Source organism: Sunxiuqinia rutila, assembly GCF_050589705.1.
In the GTDB taxonomy this organism is placed as follows: domain Bacteria; phylum Bacteroidota; class Bacteroidia; order Bacteroidales; family Prolixibacteraceae; genus Sunxiuqinia; species Sunxiuqinia rutila.
The window spans coordinates 181,430-199,101 of sequence record NZ_JBNGOT010000006.1 but is presented as its reverse complement, the minus strand read 5'-3'; the positions used below and the strand labels follow the sequence as shown (position 1 = coordinate 199,101).

The 17,672-nt window shown below is 45.3% G+C and carries 15 protein-coding genes and 1 riboswitch; of the genes, 9 read left to right on the top strand and 6 right to left on the bottom strand.

The features are described 5' to 3' along the window. Nucleotides 1-42 precede the first annotated feature (42 nt). Entirely contained in the window at nucleotides 43-810 is a 768-nt protein-coding gene (locus tag ACRD6K_RS09545; RefSeq protein WP_430973064.1) for an exodeoxyribonuclease III, read from the top strand. 358 nt (nucleotides 811-1,168) lie between these two features. Here the strand turns inward: ACRD6K_RS09545 and ACRD6K_RS09540 are convergent, their stop codons facing one another. The 6 genes from ACRD6K_RS09540 to ACRD6K_RS09515 form a co-directional block, all read right to left on the bottom strand. Further along, nucleotides 1,169-1,465, bottom strand: coding sequence for a Bor family protein (locus ACRD6K_RS09540; protein ID WP_299578486.1), 297 nt, complete (start codon nucleotides 1,463-1,465; stop codon nucleotides 1,169-1,171). 76 nt (nucleotides 1,466-1,541) lie between these two features. After that, the gene (gene tdh, locus ACRD6K_RS09535; RefSeq protein ID WP_430973063.1) at nucleotides 1,542-2,570 is read right to left on the bottom strand and encodes an L-threonine 3-dehydrogenase; all 1,029 of its coding nucleotides are present in this window, start codon (nucleotides 2,568-2,570) and stop codon (nucleotides 1,542-1,544) included. A 79-nt stretch (nucleotides 2,571-2,649) separates the two neighbouring features. Next, nucleotides 2,650-3,135 carry a thioredoxin family protein gene (locus ACRD6K_RS09530; protein WP_430973062.1) on the bottom strand — a complete coding sequence of 162 codons (486 nt, stop codon included), beginning with the start codon at nucleotides 3,133-3,135 and terminating at the stop codon, nucleotides 2,650-2,652. A gap of 339 nt (nucleotides 3,136-3,474) precedes the next feature. Further along, nucleotides 3,475-5,508 carry a methionine--tRNA ligase gene (gene metG / locus ACRD6K_RS09525; RefSeq protein WP_430973061.1) on the bottom strand — a complete coding sequence of 678 codons (2,034 nt, stop codon included), beginning with the start codon at nucleotides 5,506-5,508 and terminating at the stop codon, nucleotides 3,475-3,477. Between the two features lie 126 nt (nucleotides 5,509-5,634). Then, complete coding sequence (locus ACRD6K_RS09520) at nucleotides 5,635-7,833, bottom strand: B12-binding domain-containing radical SAM protein (protein ID WP_430973060.1); 2,199 nt, start codon at nucleotides 7,831-7,833, stop codon at nucleotides 5,635-5,637. Between the two features lie 134 nt (nucleotides 7,834-7,967). Continuing rightward, nucleotides 7,968-9,175 (bottom strand): IS3 family transposase gene (locus ACRD6K_RS09515; protein ID WP_430973059.1). Its coding sequence is split into 2 segments (ribosomal slippage): nucleotides 7,968-8,890 and nucleotides 8,890-9,175, totalling 1,209 coding nucleotides; the frame shifts between segments, so codons are not numbered across the junction. A 189-nt stretch (nucleotides 9,176-9,364) separates the two neighbouring features. Here ACRD6K_RS09515 and ACRD6K_RS09510 point away from each other — a divergent pair. From ACRD6K_RS09510 to ACRD6K_RS09475, 8 genes are all read left to right on the top strand, one after another. Next, entirely contained in the window at nucleotides 9,365-10,192 is an 828-nt protein-coding gene (locus ACRD6K_RS09510) for an aminotransferase class IV (protein WP_430973058.1), read from the top strand. A gap of 230 nt (nucleotides 10,193-10,422) precedes the next feature. Further along, a complete protein-coding gene (locus ACRD6K_RS09505) occupies nucleotides 10,423-12,042 on the top strand; it encodes a BCCT family transporter (protein ID WP_299578492.1) in 1,620 nt (539 codons plus the stop codon). A gap of 22 nt (nucleotides 12,043-12,064) precedes the next feature. After that, nucleotides 12,065-12,985, top strand: coding sequence for a universal stress protein (locus ACRD6K_RS09500; protein ID WP_430973057.1), 921 nt, complete (start codon nucleotides 12,065-12,067; stop codon nucleotides 12,983-12,985). 24 nt (nucleotides 12,986-13,009) lie between these two features. Next, nucleotides 13,010-13,894 (top strand): glycine betaine ABC transporter substrate-binding protein, encoded by an 885-nt coding sequence (locus ACRD6K_RS09495; protein ID WP_430973056.1) that lies wholly within the window; start codon nucleotides 13,010-13,012, stop codon nucleotides 13,892-13,894. A gap of 69 nt (nucleotides 13,895-13,963) precedes the next feature. Further along, entirely contained in the window at nucleotides 13,964-14,389 is a 426-nt protein-coding gene (gene yedF / locus ACRD6K_RS09490) for a sulfurtransferase-like selenium metabolism protein YedF (protein ID WP_430973162.1), read from the top strand. Nucleotides 14,390-14,538: 149 nt separating this feature from the next. Further along, nucleotides 14,539-14,743, top strand: a riboswitch (cobalamin riboswitch). Between the two features lie 82 nt (nucleotides 14,744-14,825). Then, nucleotides 14,826-15,653, top strand: coding sequence for an ABC transporter substrate-binding protein (locus ACRD6K_RS09485; protein ID WP_430973055.1), 828 nt, complete (start codon nucleotides 14,826-14,828; stop codon nucleotides 15,651-15,653). Beyond that, nucleotides 15,650-16,177: a cob(I)yrinic acid a,c-diamide adenosyltransferase gene (locus tag ACRD6K_RS09480; RefSeq protein WP_430973054.1), complete on the top strand. Its 528-nt coding sequence runs from the start codon at nucleotides 15,650-15,652 to the stop codon at nucleotides 16,175-16,177. The genes ACRD6K_RS09485 and ACRD6K_RS09480 overlap by 4 nt, the downstream gene beginning before the upstream one ends. 475 nt (nucleotides 16,178-16,652) lie before the next feature. Then, nucleotides 16,653-17,672 carry a FecCD family ABC transporter permease gene (locus ACRD6K_RS09475; RefSeq protein ID WP_299578497.1) on the top strand — a complete coding sequence of 340 codons (1,020 nt, stop codon included), beginning with the start codon at nucleotides 16,653-16,655 and terminating at the stop codon, nucleotides 17,670-17,672.

Here is a 17,672-nt window from a genome sequence, read left to right as displayed (position 1 = left end):
ATATCTTTCGATTTCTATTCTAATTCAAAAGTAAGAAAAATAGTGAAACGGATTTTAAGCTATAATGTGAATGGCATACGGGCTGCCATAAAAAAGGGTTTTCAGGATTGGTTAGTCAATGAGGCTCCTGATATTATTTGTCTTCAGGAAACGAAAGCACAGCCCGGGCAAATGGAGGAAGAAACTTTTCAATCTCTGGGCTATCAAATTTATGCGCACTCGGCCGTAAAGAAAGGATACAGCGGTGTGGCTATTTTGTGTAAAGAAAAACCTGACCATGTGGAGTATGGGATGAATAACCCGAAATATGATGTTGAAGGAAGGGTGATCCGCGCTGATTTTGGTGATTTAAGCGTGCTGAGTGCTTATTTTCCTTCGGGAACTACCGGAGGCCCCAGACAGGACTATAAGATGGATTTTCTGGCAGATTTTCAGGCTTATTTGAATGAACTGCGCAAAGAACGACCCAATTTGGTGGTTTCGGGCGATTATAACATTTGTCGTTTATGGATTGATATTCACAATCCGGAGAAGCAGCAAAATACTTCGGGATTTTTGCCGGAAGAGCGGGAGTGGTTCCAGCAGTTTGTTGATGATGGGTATTGTGATAGTTTTCGGGAGATTGTTTCCGAGCCGGACCAATATTCGTGGTGGAGTTACCGGGCTGGCTCGCGGGCACGCAACAAGGGCTGGCGAATTGATTATCACATGGTGACTGAATCCTTAAAATCAAAGGTGAAAGGAGCTGGTATTTTGGCCGATGTGGTTCATTCGGACCATTGCCCTGTCTGGGTTGAGCTGGATGCTTAAAAGGTTTGTTCCACGTGAAAAAACAGGATCGTAGCGCTGTGGCTTATTAGCAAAAGGTTGCGCGTGCTAAAAATGTTACGATTTTTTGATTCGCCTGATCAAAAGAAACAAGAAGGTGATAAGTAAGAGGGCAATGAGTAGTAAGCCTGTTAAGTATCCGAAGTCATAACTGTTAAAACCATCTGTTTGCAAGAGATGGTTGATCAGCCGGATGATTACAAAAATCAAAGCAATAGAAACGAGACCAAATGCTGCTTTTTTCATTGAGATTTAAATAGAGATCCCTTCAGTTATTAGCAATAACTGAAGGGATGTTTTTTTTCGATCATTAAGACTTTAGGCTTCCTTAGCCTGTTCTCTACTTCTTCACGGTTGTCGTGGTAGGCGTGTATATGCCAAAGGTTAAACCAGAAACCAATCCGTTAACAAACGTTTGTCGTGTTGTAACTTCATAATTTTCTGCGCCATCAGCCATCTCCTTTGAATCTGAAACGCCAACCGGAGCCAAACCATAGATTACATAATGGTTCCATTCAGTAACTTCTTTATTTCCTTGAGCACCATCTCCAACTACGCTGGTGTACGTGTAACAAGAAGATAAAGCGAAGACACACAGCAAAGTGCCGCCAATAAGTGAAGCAAGTTTTTTTCTCATAATTAGAAGAATAAGGTGATAATTATTTCATGCTAAAATTATGTAATTTCAGCTTCAAAGACAAGACCGTATTGTTTTATTCCCAGTCGAGAATAATTTTACCGCAATTGCCTTCTTCCATAATGTCAAAAGCTTCCTGGAAATTATCGGCTTTCATACGATGCGTAATAACCGGCGAAATATCGAGTCCTGATGTCAGCATCATCTCCATGTGGTACCAGGTTTCGTACATTTCACGGCCGTAAATTCCTTTCAGGGTTAGTCCCTTGAAAATGAGCTTACTCCAGTTGATCTGTGTGTGTTTGGGTAATAGGCCGAGTAGGGAAATTTTCCCGCCATTATACATATTCTCTACCATGTCGTTGAAAGCGATGGGAGATCCGCTGCATTCCAAACCAATGTCGAATCCGGCAACCATGCCCAGGCTTCCCATGGCTTCGCGAACACTTTCTTTGGTGGGGTCAATGACTTTTGTTGCACCCATTTTGCGGGCTAACTCACGTCGGTAAGGACTGAGGTCGGTTCCCACAATATTACGAGAACCAGCAAATTTGCAGACAGCAGCAGCCATGGCTCCAATGGGGCCACCAATACCGGTAATCAGCACATCTTCGCCTAAAAGCGGGAAGGAGAGGGCGGTGTGGGTTGCATTTCCCAGAGGGTCCATGATGGCCATTGTTTCATCAGAAATGCGGGGATCTACTTTTAATACGTTTTTGGCGGGAACTGAAATATACTCAGCAAAACCACCATCGCGCTGCACGCCAATTCCTACAGTGTGGTCACAAATGTGTTGACGTCCACGCCGGCAGTTCCGGCAAAAACCACAGGAAATATGGCCTTCAACCGTTACGCGTTCGCCCACATGTACCCGATCCACTTCAGAGCCTACTTCAACTACCTCACCCATGTATTCGTGTCCGATGATTACAGGCGTTTTAATCGTGTTTTGGGCCCATTCATCCCATTTGTAAATGTGCAGGTCAGTACCGCATACGGCGGCTTTCTTTATCTTAATCAGGACATCGTTGTGTCCAACTTTGGGCATGGGGACTTCTTCCATCCATAAGCCACGTTCAGGTTTACTTTTTACAATTGCTTTCATGAAATTAGTACATTTTTGCTTCAACAAATTAAGGCTATTTCAGCCCAAAAGAAAGAATGAATATCATATTTTTTATTGATTACTTATGATAAGTGTTTGGATCCACAGCCAGGGGGGACCATTGCTTGTAGAAAAGGAGCACTTCTTTGGGATCGTAGGCACCATCTTTTTCCAGATAGGCTGAATTCTGCGTGTGTATACGTTCTCCGCTGTCATCTAAAACAACAAAAACCGGGAAGCCAAACCGTTGCGGAAAGTCCAATGATTCCAGTACATCCAGGTTTTTATTTTCCTTGCTGTAGTTCACTTTGACTACCACATAATTGGCATCAACAAAAGCTTTGATTTCAGAGTCGTTTTCAACAAAACGGTGGAATTTAATACACCAGGGGCACCAGTTCCCTCCAATTTGCAGAAACACATGTTTGCCTTCCGCTTTGGCCTGTTCGACCGCTTGTTGAATTACAGCTTTAGCATTCGCTTCCGGATTGTAAATCGCGCTTGGTTGGGCAAACAGGCTACTGCCTATTACGATTGAAAATAGAACACCCAATAACTTTTTCATGGTATTTATTTTTTGAAGGGGCCAAAATTAAACGATTGGAAGATGAGATAACCTGATCAAAAATCATGTTTCTTGTTTGAAATAAGAAATAGAAAGCCTGTTTTTACGGGTGTTTGACCGTTGTTCGGATTAAACAGTTTGTAATCAGATTTTCGACATGCCCTTTGGACTGAAGCTTTTCATTTGATCAATACCATTCGTGATGAAGTTTGGGCAATAAAAAAACCGCCTTTGCGTACAAAAGCGGTTCTTGTTATATGTAGAGTAGGTGGCCGATCCGCAAAGGCAGTACGGCAACTTACGGAAGCGCGCCAACACGTGTTGGCACGACTGTCTTTATTAACGTATTTCTGAGCCGTTTTTCACCTTTTCTTCCGGAGAAACGAAGCGTAGGGTGCCATCGGCATCCTCAGCCATCAGAATCATGCCCTGTGACTCAATTCCACGAATTTTGCGTGGCTCCAGGTTCACTAAAATCGAAACTTGTTTTCCAATGATATCCTCGGGTTTGTAATGCTCGGCAATTCCTGAAACAACGGTCCGTTTATCAATTCCTGTATCAACTTTCAGCTGCAACAGTTTCTTGGTTTTTGGAACCAACTCTGCTTCCAAAATGGTTCCGGTGCGGATATCCATTTTCATGAAATCGTCGAACGTACAATTTTCTTTTGCTGGTTTGGCCACAGCTTCAGCAGCTTCGTTGGCTTTTTTAGTGTCCAGCAGTTTTTGCACCTGAGCTTCGATAACGGCATCTTCAATCTTTTCGAACAACAATTCAGGTTTGTTGGTCAGGTGTCCGGCAGCCAGTAAATCCGTGCGGCCCAGCTCGCTCCATTCCAATTTCTCCATGTTAAGGAAACGACGAAGCTTATCCATGCTCATTGGTAAGAATGGCTCCAGCATAATGGTCAGGTTGGCTGTGATCTGCAAGCAGATATTCATGACCGTTTTAACGCGTTCCGGGTCTGTTTTTACCACTTTCCAAGGCTCTTCATCGGCCAGGTACTTATTGCCCAAACGAGCTAAATCCATGGCTAATTTCAGCGCTTCACGGAAACGGTAGTTGTCCAGACTCTTCTCAACTTCTCCTTTCAAGCGGCCAATTTCAGCTAAGGCCGCTTGGTCTACTTCGTTTAGCTCACCCAAAGCAGGCACTTCGCCTTGGTAATATTTTTGAGTTAGCACCAACGCCCGATTGACAAAGTTACCCAACACGGCAACCAGCTCGTTGTTATTCCGGGCTTGGTAATCTTTCCAGGTAAAGTCATTGTCTTTGGTTTCCGGAGCATTGGCAGTCAATACATACTTCAGTACATCTTCTTTTCCGGGGAATTCATCCAGGTATTCGTGCAACCAAACCGCCCAATTGCGCGAAGTGGAGATTTTGTCCCCCTCCAGGTTTAGGAATTCGTTGGCTGGAACGTTCTCAGGAAGAATGTAAGTTCCTTCGGCTTTCAACATACTTGGGAAAATGATGCAGTGGAAGACAATGTTGTCTTTTCCGATGAAGTGCAGCATTTTGGTTTCCGAATCTTTCCACCATTTTTCCCAGTCCGGAGTCAGCTCCTTGGTGGCTGAAATGTAGCCAATAGGCGCGTCAAACCATACGTATAGCACCTTTCCTTCGGCACCTTCAACCGGCACAGGAACGCCCCAGTTCAGGTCGCGGGTCACAGCGCGTGGGTTCAGGCCGCTGTCAATCCAGCTTTTGCATTGCCCGTAAACATTTGATTTCCATTCTTTGTGTCCTTCCAGAATCCACTCTTTCAACCAAGGTTCGTATTGGTCAAGTGGCAAGTACCAGTGTTTGGTTTCTTTCAGCACCGGCGTATTACCGCTGATCATGGATTTTGGGTTTATCAATTCCGTTGGGCTAAGCGAAGTTCCGCAGCTTTCGCACTGGTCGCCATAGGCCTTTTCAAACGAGCACTTGGGGCAGGTTCCAACAATGTAGCGGTCGGCCAAAAACTGCTTGTTTTCTTCGTCGTAATACTGCTCGCTGGTTTGCTCTACAAACTTACCTTCATCATACAGCTTCTTGAAAAACTCGGCGGCTGTTTCATGATGAATTTCTGCACTGGTCCGTGAATACACGTCGAATGAAATACCAAAGCGGGCAAATGAATCTTTGATCATGCCGTGGTATTTATCCACGATATCTTGCGGAGTAACTCCTTCGTTTTTTGCTTTCAAGGTGATCGGAACACCGTGTTCATCCGATCCTCCGATAAAGGCAACTTCTTCATTTTTCAAACGAAGGTAGCGGGCGTAAATATCAGCCGGAACGTAAACACCGGCCAGGTGACCAATATGCACTGGTCCATTGGCATACGGCAGGGCAGAAGTAATTAGGGTACGTTTGTATTTTGACATCTCAAGGTGTTTTTATTATGGTGAAAACCAATTCTGTTTAAGGGCTACAAAGATAAACGAAATTTTGAGCCGAAAGAATAGATTACCAATGCAAAAACGATTGATTTTAAATGCTTATTTCGTTTGCTAAAGCATCAACAAACCGTTTTTTCTCAAGCTCATCATGGGCTTGCTGTTCCAGAAAAGGATAAAATCTTCGCCTGTTTCCTTCTCAAAACTTGTTTGCAGCTCTTCAAAGGTTGGCAAACTGATGTTTGCAACAGCCAAGTTGGGAAGCTGTGCCATGAGCCATTTTCCTTCCTGTTCTTTCAGTTGAATGCTGACTTCTGAATGCTTATTCGAGAACCTTAGCTGCGCCATCGGGTAACTTCGTTTTTTCTTCTTTTTACTGAAGTAATCAATGGTAGCTTTTCCTCCGATCCAAACAATTGATGCGGATGAGCTGACCAGTTGGTATTCCTGCGATTCGATCGCCTGTTCGATAAAGTGCGGATTGACCTTGGTGTGTGGCACCTTGAAATCAAACCACTCCTGAAGCGGAAGATCAAAGCCAATAGCATGCATGTAGTTGTAGAGCGATGCTTTTAGTCCGTCGCTGAAAAGCTCATGCTGGCAGCCACTCGGATCGCTATGAACCAGGTCGTTATTGGCAAAGGTGCCCACTGTTTTATTTTCTATTTTGACATTAAATTTTTCGGGATGAAGGCCAACAGGGCTGTGCGCTGTCATGGCAAACTGATGCCAAAATCCGGATTGAATGACTCCTGCTTCAAACAGCTGGCGGACCACTTCCAGGGAGTCGATGGTTTCCTGGGCTGTTTGCGTGGGAAAGCCATACATCAGGTAAGCATGCACCATGATTCCAGCCTGGGTGAAATTATCAGTTACCTTGGCTACTTTGGTTAAACTAACACCCTTGTTGATCATGCCCAATAAGCGGTCGGAGGCCACTTCCAATCCGCCGGACACTGCAATGCAGCCTGATGCTCTCAGGAGCTGGCATAAGTCGTAGGAAAAACTTTTCTCGAAGCGAATGTTGGTCCACCAAACGACACTTAGTTTGCGGCGGATAATTTCCAGGGCAAGGGCGCGCATCAAGGCAGGCGGAGCGGCTTCGTCAACAAAGTGGAAGCCAATTTGCCCGGTTTGCTTAATGAGCTGTTCCATGCGGTCGACCAATAGCTGCACGCTGCTGGGCTCGTAGCGTTTGATGTAGTCCAGCGAAGTGTCGCAAAAGGTGCAACGCCCCCAATAGCAGCCATGCGCCAGGGTGAGTTTATTCCAGCGCCCATCGTTCCAGAGGCGGTGCATGGGATTCGCAATTTCAATCACTGAAAGGTACTGATGAAGTGGTAAGTCGGAGTAATCAGGAATGCCCACATCGGCCTGCGAAATATCCCTTTCAGTGGCGCCATCACTGTAAATTACCTCTCCGTTAACGCGTCTGAACGTACGTTTCAGCAAATCGGCTTCGCGTTTGCCATCCAAGTGTTCAAGCAGCAGGAGAGTCGTTGCTTCGCCATCGTCCAAGGTAATAAAGTCAACGAAATCAAACACTCGAGGATCAGAAAGTGAACGCAGCTCGGTGTTAGGAAAGCCGCCACCCATGACTCTTGGAATTGCTGGATGGTGTTTTTTCAACCATTGACCACATTTCAGGGCACTGTACAAATTTCCCGGAAAGGGAACCGAAAGAGCAACCACTGTTGGCTGATAGTTGGCTATTTTTTGCTCCAGTAAAGTCAGTGTCAACCGATCAATAAAACTGTCTGGTTCAAGCAGTGATTGGTGGATTTCATCAAACGTATTGGCCGAACTGCTTAAGCGTTCCGCATAACGACTAAAACCGAAATGAGGATCGACGGCTTCCACAATCAGGTCTGAAAGATCTTCCAGGTAAAGCGTTGCTAAGTGCTTGGCTTTGTCCTGCAAGCCCATGGTTCCGAAAGCCCAGTCCAAGTCGTCGGTATGGGCAAAACGGGAAGCTTCGGGCAGGTAACTTCTTTCGCAAATCACATGAGCCAAAGCAGTGTTTTTGTTTTGCAGGAAAGCAATGACCGAATCAATCGTATGGATGTATTCATCGCGTAAACTAAAAATACGCCGGGCGTTATCGGACAACTCAGGATTTCTGCTTTCAATATCTTGAAAAAGAGAGCTCAATCCGTTGGTGGAGAACAAGGCTAAAATGACTTCAATCCCTAAATCACATTGATGGGAAGGAATGGATTTTGTATTTAGAAAACCCTTCAAATAGGCGGTTGCAGGATACGGCGTATTGAGCTGCGCGAACGGTGGCGTGATGAATAGTATTTTTTGACTCACAGTTAAATATTTAGAGCTGTAAAAGTAATAATAAACTGTGGAAAGATTGAGTTTGATGGTTAGGCGTGGGGGAGAATGGAGGATTGCCTAAAAGGGAAGTGGACTTGCAACAAAAAAGTGGACATTGAGTTAAGCTACGCTGCCAATTTTTGTTTATTTATTAATTCAGCAAATTCCACTGGCGACAAATAATTTAAAGCAGAATGGGTTCTCTGGGTATTGTACCAGGTTTCTATATATTCAAAAACAGAAACTCTCGCTTGCTTTTTTGTGGCATACTTGTTTCTGTAGATCCATTCTGTTTTTAAGGTCTTGAAAAAGCTTTCAGCAACGGCATTGTCCCAACAATCTCCTTTTCTGCTCATGCTTTGTGTTACAAATGGATTTGACGCCAGCAGCTCTTTAAACTCGGTACAGGCGTATTGTATACCCCTGTCAGAATGAAAAATAAGATCATCATTTACCGGACGGTTCGCAACTGCCATTTTCCATGCAGGAACAACTGTGTCAATGGTTTTAAGCGTACTACTTGTTGACCATCCAACTACTTTTCGGTCGCACAAATCGATAATAACAGTCAGGTACAACCAGCTTGCTGAAGTGCGTATATACGTAATATCAGAAACCCAAACTTTACCTAACTCATCCACTTTAAACTCCCGATTCAACAGGTTTGGTGCCACCTGAAGCTGATGCTTCGATTCGGTGATACATTTAAAACGTCTCTTTGTTTTGCTGTGGATATTGGCTTTTTTCATCAGTCTAGCGACACGTTGTCGCGACACATGAATATATTCTTTCTTTAATTCTTCACAGATGCGTGGACTGCCATAAGTTTCTTTGCTCTTTTTATGTACCGATCGTATCTGAACCATTAATTCTTCATTTTCAAGTGCCCGTTTTGAAGGTTTCCTTTTTAACCAGGAATAAAACCCACTTCTGCTTACGCCTAATACTTTACACATCATTTCAATGGAAAACATGGAGCTATTGTCGGTTATAAACCGGAAAACTTTCCATCGCTCTTGGAAAAGATGCTTACCGCCTTTTTTAAGATGTCCCGTTCCATTTTCATGTCTGCCAATTCCTTTTGAAGACGAGCAATCTCTCTTTGTTCTTCTGTTAATTTAGGATTACCGTTTCCCGGGAAACTTGCTCCCTCACAACTGGCTAGCTCACTACGCCATCGATAAATTAACTCTGGACGGATCTTCAGCTCATTAGCTAGCTCTACTATGTTGCCTCTTTCGTAACTAAGCTCAACTGCGTTAAGCTTAAATTCTCTTGTAAAAGTCCTTCTTGCCTTGTTCATCATACTAAGATAAAATTTAAGGCCAATCATACCTTAACTTACTGTCCGATCAAATGTAGCAACTCCAAAGAGATTGATTGATCCCTAGTTAGCAACGATTGGTAGACTTTGCGTTGAATCTGGGTTGGAAAAAGAATCTGGCTCATCGTTTCTTTCAGAAATAGATCGCCTGGAAACTGAATAATCCTTTGTAATTTCGTTGCAACAACTATTTACGCTATGATTGGATTTGACAATGGTTCTTACCGGAATTTATCGGAAATAAGTATTCCCATTACGAGCCTTTCGATTAACCGGGGCTACGGTGCATTTGAGTTTTTAGAGGTGATTAACGGAAAGCCTTTTTATGGCGATCGGCATGTAAGTCGGTTTTTAAAAAGCATGCGGCTGTTAAAGGTCAAAACCAATTTTGATGATCGCCTGAATGAGGTCATTGTAGAATTGATCGAACGTAACAAGCTCAGGAACGGCTTTATCAAGCTGTTTGCTTTGCCACACGAGGCAGTTTTTCAAGCGCATTATGAAGCATCATTGTATGCTTTTCCTACGCAAATGCCTGATTATCCTGCTTCGTTTTATGCCGATGGGGTTCGTTTGGTTCTGCAAGCTTTTGACCGCTTTCTGCCAAAAGCCAAATCGACGAACTACTTGGCCGGACAATATTGGATGAACGAACAAAGCGATCCACGAGTGACGGATGTGCTGTTCCACAATGGAAAAACAGTACAGGAAACTTCGCGTGGTAACCTTTTTGTGGTGAAAGCGGGGAAGGTAATCACTCCGTCTGAAAATGTGCTTGAAGGTGTTACCCGGGGCTTAGTGCTGGAGATTTTGAAAGCCAAACAACTGCCGTTTGCAGAGGCTGAACTGAGCCTGGAAGAACTACTAACAGCCGATGAAGTCTTTTTGTCGAGCACTACCAAGCATATTATGCCGGTTACCACCTTGGATGATCATCAGGTGGCTGACGGTAAGCCGGGCCCCATCACCCGGGAAGTGATGGAAGCATTTAAGCAGCATAAACAGGCCTATGGTTTATCGAGCTGATAGTGTGTGGTGAAACACCTTTATCGGATGACATTAATTGGATCCGATCTTTGAAAAAGGATCGGATTTTTTAATCGATTGGAACCACTGTTTGTGGGCATGGTTCTTATATTCAAATCAATTGCTTCCCCGTATGTTTGCATTAGCCTTTCAGTTTTCTTATCTTACATCAAAAGCCTAAAGTAACTTCCTGCTAGCTCTTTACAATGTAAATCTTAATATGAAAAGCTATGGCAGAACAAGAAGAAAACTATGAAATTAATCCCGAATTAAAATCGACGAAAAGATACTTTGATGTAGATGCTCCTGTGTTCTGGCCAGCAGCGATCGTTGTCATTTTGTTTATTGCCATAACCTTGATTGTAGGCGACCCCATGGAGGAGGTGTTCGGTAAAATTCAGAATACCATCTCTGATACTGGTGGCTGGTTCTTTGTTTTGGCAGTCAATTTCTTTCTTGTTTTCGTGCTTTACATCGCCTTTAGCAAATATGGCGAAATCAGACTGGGAGGGCGGAATGCCAAACCCGAATTTTCGAAGGGCGCTTGGTTTGCCATGCTTTTTAGTGCAGGAATGGGAATTGGAATCTTGTTTTGGAGTGTGGGTGAGCCCATGAATCACTTTGTTAATTCGCCCATCTCTGAAGATCAAACGGTAGAAGCGGCCCGGGTAGCCATGGAGCTCACCTTTTTGCACTGGGGGCTGCATGCCTGGGGAATATACGCCTTGGTAGGCATGGCACTGGCCTTTTTTACGTTTAACAGAGGACTTCCCTTGACCATCAGTTCCATATTTTACCCTATTTTGGGGCGTCGCATCAATGGCCCTGTTGGAAAGATTATCAATGTACTGGCGGTGGTTGCTACGCTTTTTGGTTTGGCAACTTCACTGGGAATGGGGGTGCAGCAAGTAAGTGCCGGACTCGCTCACCTGTTTGATCTGCCCAACAACATCAACACCCAGGTTATTTTAATAATTCTGATTACGCTTGCAGCAACAGGTTCGGTTGTGGCCGGGCTGAGTGCGGGGGTGAAACGACTGAGTGAAATCAACATCGTGCTGGCCGGTCTCTTTTTGCTGTTCATCATTCTGGTGGGCCCTACCTTGTTTATCGTCGACTCCTTTGTGCAGAACCTGGGAAGTTATGTGCAGAACTTTTTTGAATTGAGTTTCTGGACCGAGACTTATCAGCAATCGGATTGGCAAAACAGCTGGACGGTATTTTATTGGGCCTGGTGGGTCAGCTGGTCGCCTTTTGTGGGCATGTTCATTGCCCGTATTTCGCGTGGACGAACGCTTAAAGAATTTGTTTTAGGGGTACTGATTGTTCCTTCCTTGCTGACTTTTTTATGGCTGTCGGCCTTTGGGGGCAGTGCTATGTTTCTTGAGTTGAATGGCCTGGCCGATATCACCGGTGCGGTAAAAGACAATGTGGCCACTTCGCTTTATGTGCTGCTGGAGCAGTTTCCAATTTCCTCGATTACTTCCATGGTTGGTGTAGTGTTAGTGGCCAGTTTCTTTGTCACCAGCTCCGATTCCGGTTCACTGGTGGTTGACAGCTTAACGGCTGGTGGGAAGCTGGATGCACCTGTTGCTCAGCGTATTTTCTGGGCACTAACAGAGGGTGCGATTGCTGCGGTACTCTTGGTTGGTGGTGGTTTGCAGGCACTGCAAACAGCCGCAACTACTACCGGGCTACCGTTTGCTGTTATTCTGATTATTATTGCCTGGAGTTTGATGAAAGGATTACGGGGTGAGCATGTCGAGATGATGGAACGCTTGCGGGAGAAGGAACAGAAGGATTATCAGCGAATCATTGTCGATATTCTGAAAAAGAGAGAGTCGAAATAGTTGTTTTAAACCAGTAAAGATTATGGAAAAATTAGATAACATATTGGTTTGCATGGACCTGACGGAGATGGATGATTTTTTGATTAATTATGCCAGTTACCTGGTGGAACAAACGAATGCTCAAAAAATCTATTTCCTTCATTTGTTGCAGAGCTATGATTTGCCGCGCGAAATTTTAAGTGAATTTCCGGATCTGAAACAGCCGATAAGTAAAGTGATTCAGGAAGAGTTGGAAGAGAAGCTGGCCACTGCTTTTCCTCACCACAACGAAATCATTACAGAAGTGGTGGTGCTGGAAGGAATCAAGTCGGACAATTTGTTGCAATTTACACGTGACAAGAAGATTAACCTGACCCTGTTTGGAAAGAAAGTTGGCTATTTCGGAAGAGGCTCTTTAGCCCGCCGGGTAATGCCCTTAACACCTTCGTCGGTTGTTTTGGTGAGTGAAACGGCGGTTGCTAAAATAGACACCATCCTGGTGCGCATCGATTTTTCGAAAATGTCAGAAATTGCTATGCGGACAGCAGTTGGTTTAAGTAAACATACCGGAGCGCGGATCATGGCTCTTCACGCCTATAAAATTCCAATTAGTCATTTTCCGAACTATGCCCCTGAAGATGAAAAGCGGTTGCAGGTAAAGATGAGCAAGCATGGTGAAAAAGAGTATGTGAAATTTATGAAGCGACTGAACCTGGATACTCAGGCCATTCCTTGCTCTTTTCAATATGACAAAAACTATGATGAAGCCCAGCTGCTATACCACTACGGACTGATGAACCAAGCTGACCTGATTATGATCGGGTCCAAGATCAAGTCTGATTTGGCGAATGTCATTCTTGACCGGACTTCGGAAGACTTGGCGGAAGTTGAAAAAAACATTCCGGTAATGATTGTGAAAGACCGTAAACAAACCCTTGGCTTTTTAGAAGCGCTTTTTGATTAATTAATGGCTTAAAATTCAGATCCTATGAGAGTTCAATTTCGAATCATATTGCTTTCCCTGTTGAGTGTTTTTCTGTTGAATGCCTGCAGTGCGCCATCCAGCCAAGAGCCCCGGCAGGAGCGAATGGTAAAGCTGGTCTATACCGATTGGTCGGAAGCGGTTGCCTTGACCACGCTGGCTCAAATACTGCTTGAGGATCGGATGGATTTTGACGTGCAAACCAAACTGACCGATGTGGAGTCGGCTTATGCCGAAGTGGCGAGGGGAGAAGCAGACGTATTTGCCGATGCCTGGTTGCCCGAAACTCACGGTCACTATCTGGAGGCTTATGCCGATTCGATTGAACAACTGGGAATCATCTATCCCGATGCGCGAACAGGATTGCTGGTGCCCGCCTACAGCCGTTACCACTCGCTGGAGGATTTGAAAGGAACCGATGTGACCATAATTGGTATTGAGGCCGAAGCCGGGGTGATGTACCAGGCGCGCTATGCCATGCAGCAATACATGCTTGAAACGGTTCAGCTGAAAAACCTGTCGGAGCAGGAAATGGTGAGGCTGTTTACCGAAGCCTACAAGCGTCGCGAAGAGGTGATCATAACAGGGTGGGAGCCGCATGGCTTGTTTGCCCGTTTCGACATCCGGTTTTTAGATGATCCGCTCAAGGTGTTTGGCGAAAAGGAAAATATCTATGCCTTGGGAACCCGTGGGCTGGAAGATCGTCTGCCGGATGTGGTTCGTTTTTTCGAGCGCATGCAGCTTTCTGAAAAACAAATCAATAGCCTTATTGATGCCATGACTGGTGAAGCCAGTCCCGAAGATGGTGTGCGTGAGTGGATTAGCAAGCATGACTACATCATCAACCAGTGGGTGAAAAACCTGAAGCCTGATCGCAAAAAAATCATGTAAGCCCGGTTTCGTTCGAAGTTGACTTCTTTTTTGGGAGAATAAAAGGAAGGAAGATTTACCTTTGCTGATATCCTGCGCGCTGAGGAACGAGCGGTTTCCCGGAAAGGGCAGGAGCAAGTCAAACTTCATAGTCAAACGAAACTTACAATGGGAAGCTTTAAAAACACCCTGATACAAATTACACAGCACGGCATGGGAGCCGGCGATGAATCGCTGGGCCTTTTGCTGGTTAGTAACTACCTGAAACTGCTGAACGAAGAAACCCACCTGCCCCGGGTAATTGTCTTTTACAATGCGGGCGTTCAGCTTATCTGCAGTGGCTCACCGGTTATCGAAATCCTGCAAACGCTGGAGCAAAAAGGCGTCCGGCTCATGGCTTGTAAAACCTGTTTAAATCATTTTGGGCTGATCGACAACATGGAGGTTGGTTTGGCCGGCACCATGATGGACATTATTGAATTGCAGAAAGTAGCCGATAAAGTAGTGAATCTCTGATGCATCGGACTGGTGCAGATTGGATTCCTTGCAGACTTCCTTTACTTATCGAAAGAAAAGAGCCAGCGAAGCGGAAAAGATACTTGGGGCAGGGGCACAAAAAATTCTCTCTTACGTGGAATTCCTCCTTTCCCAAATTTATTTTCTACTTTTGCGGGTGTTGTGGTGGCCTGCTTTCTGTTTATCAGAAAGTGCCTTAATAAGGGAATCCGGTGCAAATCCGGAGCAGTCCCCGCTGCTGTAAGCCTTGCAAAATCTTTTTTGAACCCCAGCCACTGTCCCGGTTTTCCGGGGTGGGAAGGCCTCAAAAAAAGAAAGGTGAGCCAGAAGACCTGCCAACAACAGATTGTTTAACCGGATCTTCGGGAAAAAAGATCGTCGGGAACGTGGTTCCTGCCAATTCGATTTCTCCAAGGCGCAAAGCCCTAAAAGTAGAATGAAGAAAATTTCGAGTTATTTGTTAACGCTTGTTTTTGTGGTTGTTGCCGTGGTTGCAACACACGCACAAGCCCCCCGGCGAATCATTTCGCTGGCTCCTTCGCTGACCAAGAACCTGTACCTGCTGGGTGCCGGCGATTTGCTGGTTGGATGTACCAGTTATTGCACCCTGCAAAGTGACACCCAGGCCGAAGTGGTGGCCTCGGCTATTCAGGTGAATTACGAAAAAGCCGTGCTGCTTCAGCCGGATTTGGTGATTACCACTTCGCTCACCAAACCCAAAACCATTGACACCTTCAGGAAATTGGGAGTGGATGTGCTGGTGTTTGATTCACCACGCTCCTTTGAGGAGATATGCAGCCAGTTTGTTGATCTGGGCGAGCAGGTAGGAAGAAAGCAACAGGCTGAAACGCTTATTGCCGATGCCAAAGCTCGGATGAAGCAAACGCTTGAACGGATTCCGGCAGATGCTCCGTCACAAAAAATTATGCTGCAGATTGGCGCTAATCCGCTGTTTTCGGTGGTTCCCAATACGTTTATGAATGATTTCATCCGTTTCTCAAAAACGGAGAATATTGCATCCGACCTGACGGTGGGGAGCATTACCCGGGAGTCGGTGCTGATCCGAAATCCCGACATCATTGTGGTGGTGCTGATGGGCATGATTGGAGAAGAGGAAAAGAACCAGTGGATGAGCTATCCGAGCCTGAGTGCGGTGCAGAAAAATCAGATTTTCATGATGGATGCCGATAAGGCCTGCAGCCCAACCCCCTTGTCGTTTGTAGAGTCTCTGGAGGATTTAATCACTAAAATTTACCAACGATGAAACAAGGATTGGTTCATGTGTATACCGGAACAGGCAAGGGAAAAACGACTGCTTCGGTTGGTTTGGCCACCCGGGCCCTGGGACAAGGTTTGAAGGTGGTGTATGCCCATTTTATGAAGCGGCCGGAGTTGTATGGCTATCATGAAATTGACAGCCTGAAAAAGCTGGGAGCCACCATTATGGGATTCACCGACGGCCACCCGAATTTCAATAAATCGGTGAGCCCGGAAAGCCTTCGAAAGCAGGTGGCAGAGGCGCTGGTGTATTTGTCGGCTTACTGCCAAACCGCTTCGCCCGACTTGATGATTCTGGACGAGATTGTGATTTGTGTACGCGATGGTTTTCTGGAAGAAGCTGATCTGATTCAATTTATCGAATCGAAACCCGAAACAATGGAACTGATATTAACCGGGCGTGGTGCCACAGCCGGACTCATTGCCAAGGCCAATTATGTATCAGAAATTAACAAGGTGAAGCATCCCTTCGATGAGGGGATTCCCAGTCGGAAAGGCATTGAATTTTAAATAGCCCGTCCGGCTACAGGACAGTTGGATTTGAACGAATAAGAAGGATTGGTTTTCATCGCGTGTTTTTACAAACCCGGAAAACGGATCATTTCTAAGAATGAAATAAAAAAGCAGATGTACCGGTTTTTTGCTGGTACATTTAGCTCAGTTTAAAATTCCGAAAGGCTAGAAGAAAGTCATATGCCTGTCAGGTACGGGTGGGGGGCCGTCAAAGCGCCCGGCAGAGGGTTCGGTTTGACAAGATTTTTGCATTCTTTTCATCGAATGGAAAAGAATCAGTCCGTCCGGCTACAGGACAGTTGAGTTTGAACGAATAAGAAGGATTGGTTTTTATCGTGTGTTTTTAAAACCCGTAAAACGGATCATTTCTAAGAATAAAATAAAAAAAGCAGATGTACCGGTTTTTGCGGTTACTCGTAATAGAATTGGCGGAATGATGAACGCAGGAACTTATGAACTAAAGAAATAAACATTGGTCGGACAAGGAAAATACATTAAATGGATCGGGGCCGTGCTGGCCTTAATCGCCGCCTTATTGTTTTCGGCAGGCATTGGTTTGTCGGTAGGTGAGCTGAAACTAAGTGTTGGCGAAGTCTGGCGGATGTTGTTACACGGCGGCGATGAAAGCAACCTACAGTATTTGTTGATTTCAAGGGTGCGCCTGCCTCGCGTTATTCTGGGCATTGCTGTTGGCGGTGCCTTAAGCCTGGCTGGTGTCATTTTGCAGGGCATTTACCGGAACCCGCTGGTTGAGCCCTTTACCCTCGGAATTTCAGGCGGTGCGTCGCTCGGGGTAGCCTTTACCATTGTGTTGGGCTTACACGTTTCCCTGGGCTCTTTTATGTTGCCCTTATCGGGCTTTACGGGGGCCTTTGTAATCATCTTTTTGGTTTATACCCTAAGTAGCCGAAAGGGAAGCATCAACATTCAAAACATGCTGCTTACGGGGGTAATGGTCAGCTTCATTGCTTCGTCTGCCATGATGTTCCTGATGGCTACCACCAGTTCGGATAACCTGCATGGCATCGTGTTTTGGATCATGGGTTCGCTGGATGAACCGGATACCGGGCTGATCAAACTAACCCTGATTTCGAGTTTGGTGGTATTGGTCATTGCCTACCTGTTTGTGCAACCGCTGAATGCCTTGCGTTTGGGCGAAGAAAAAGCCATGCACCTGGGGGTCAACACGAATGTGGTGATTAGGGTGATGTTTATTCTGGCTTCCTTACTGGCTGGAATTTGCGTGTCGGTAGCCGGCGTTATTGGTTTTGTGGGCCTGATTATTCCGCATGTGTTGCGGCTGCTTTTTGGCTCGGATTATCGGTTTTTACTGATCGGGTCTTTTTTGTTGGGAGGTATTTTCCTGGTGTTGTCCGATGTGGTGGCCCGAACGATTATTTCGCCCAACGAACTACCCATTGGGGTGATTACCGGCATCATTGGCGGAGTCGTGTTTTTGTTGTTAATGAGTCAAAAAAGAAAGGGGAATTAG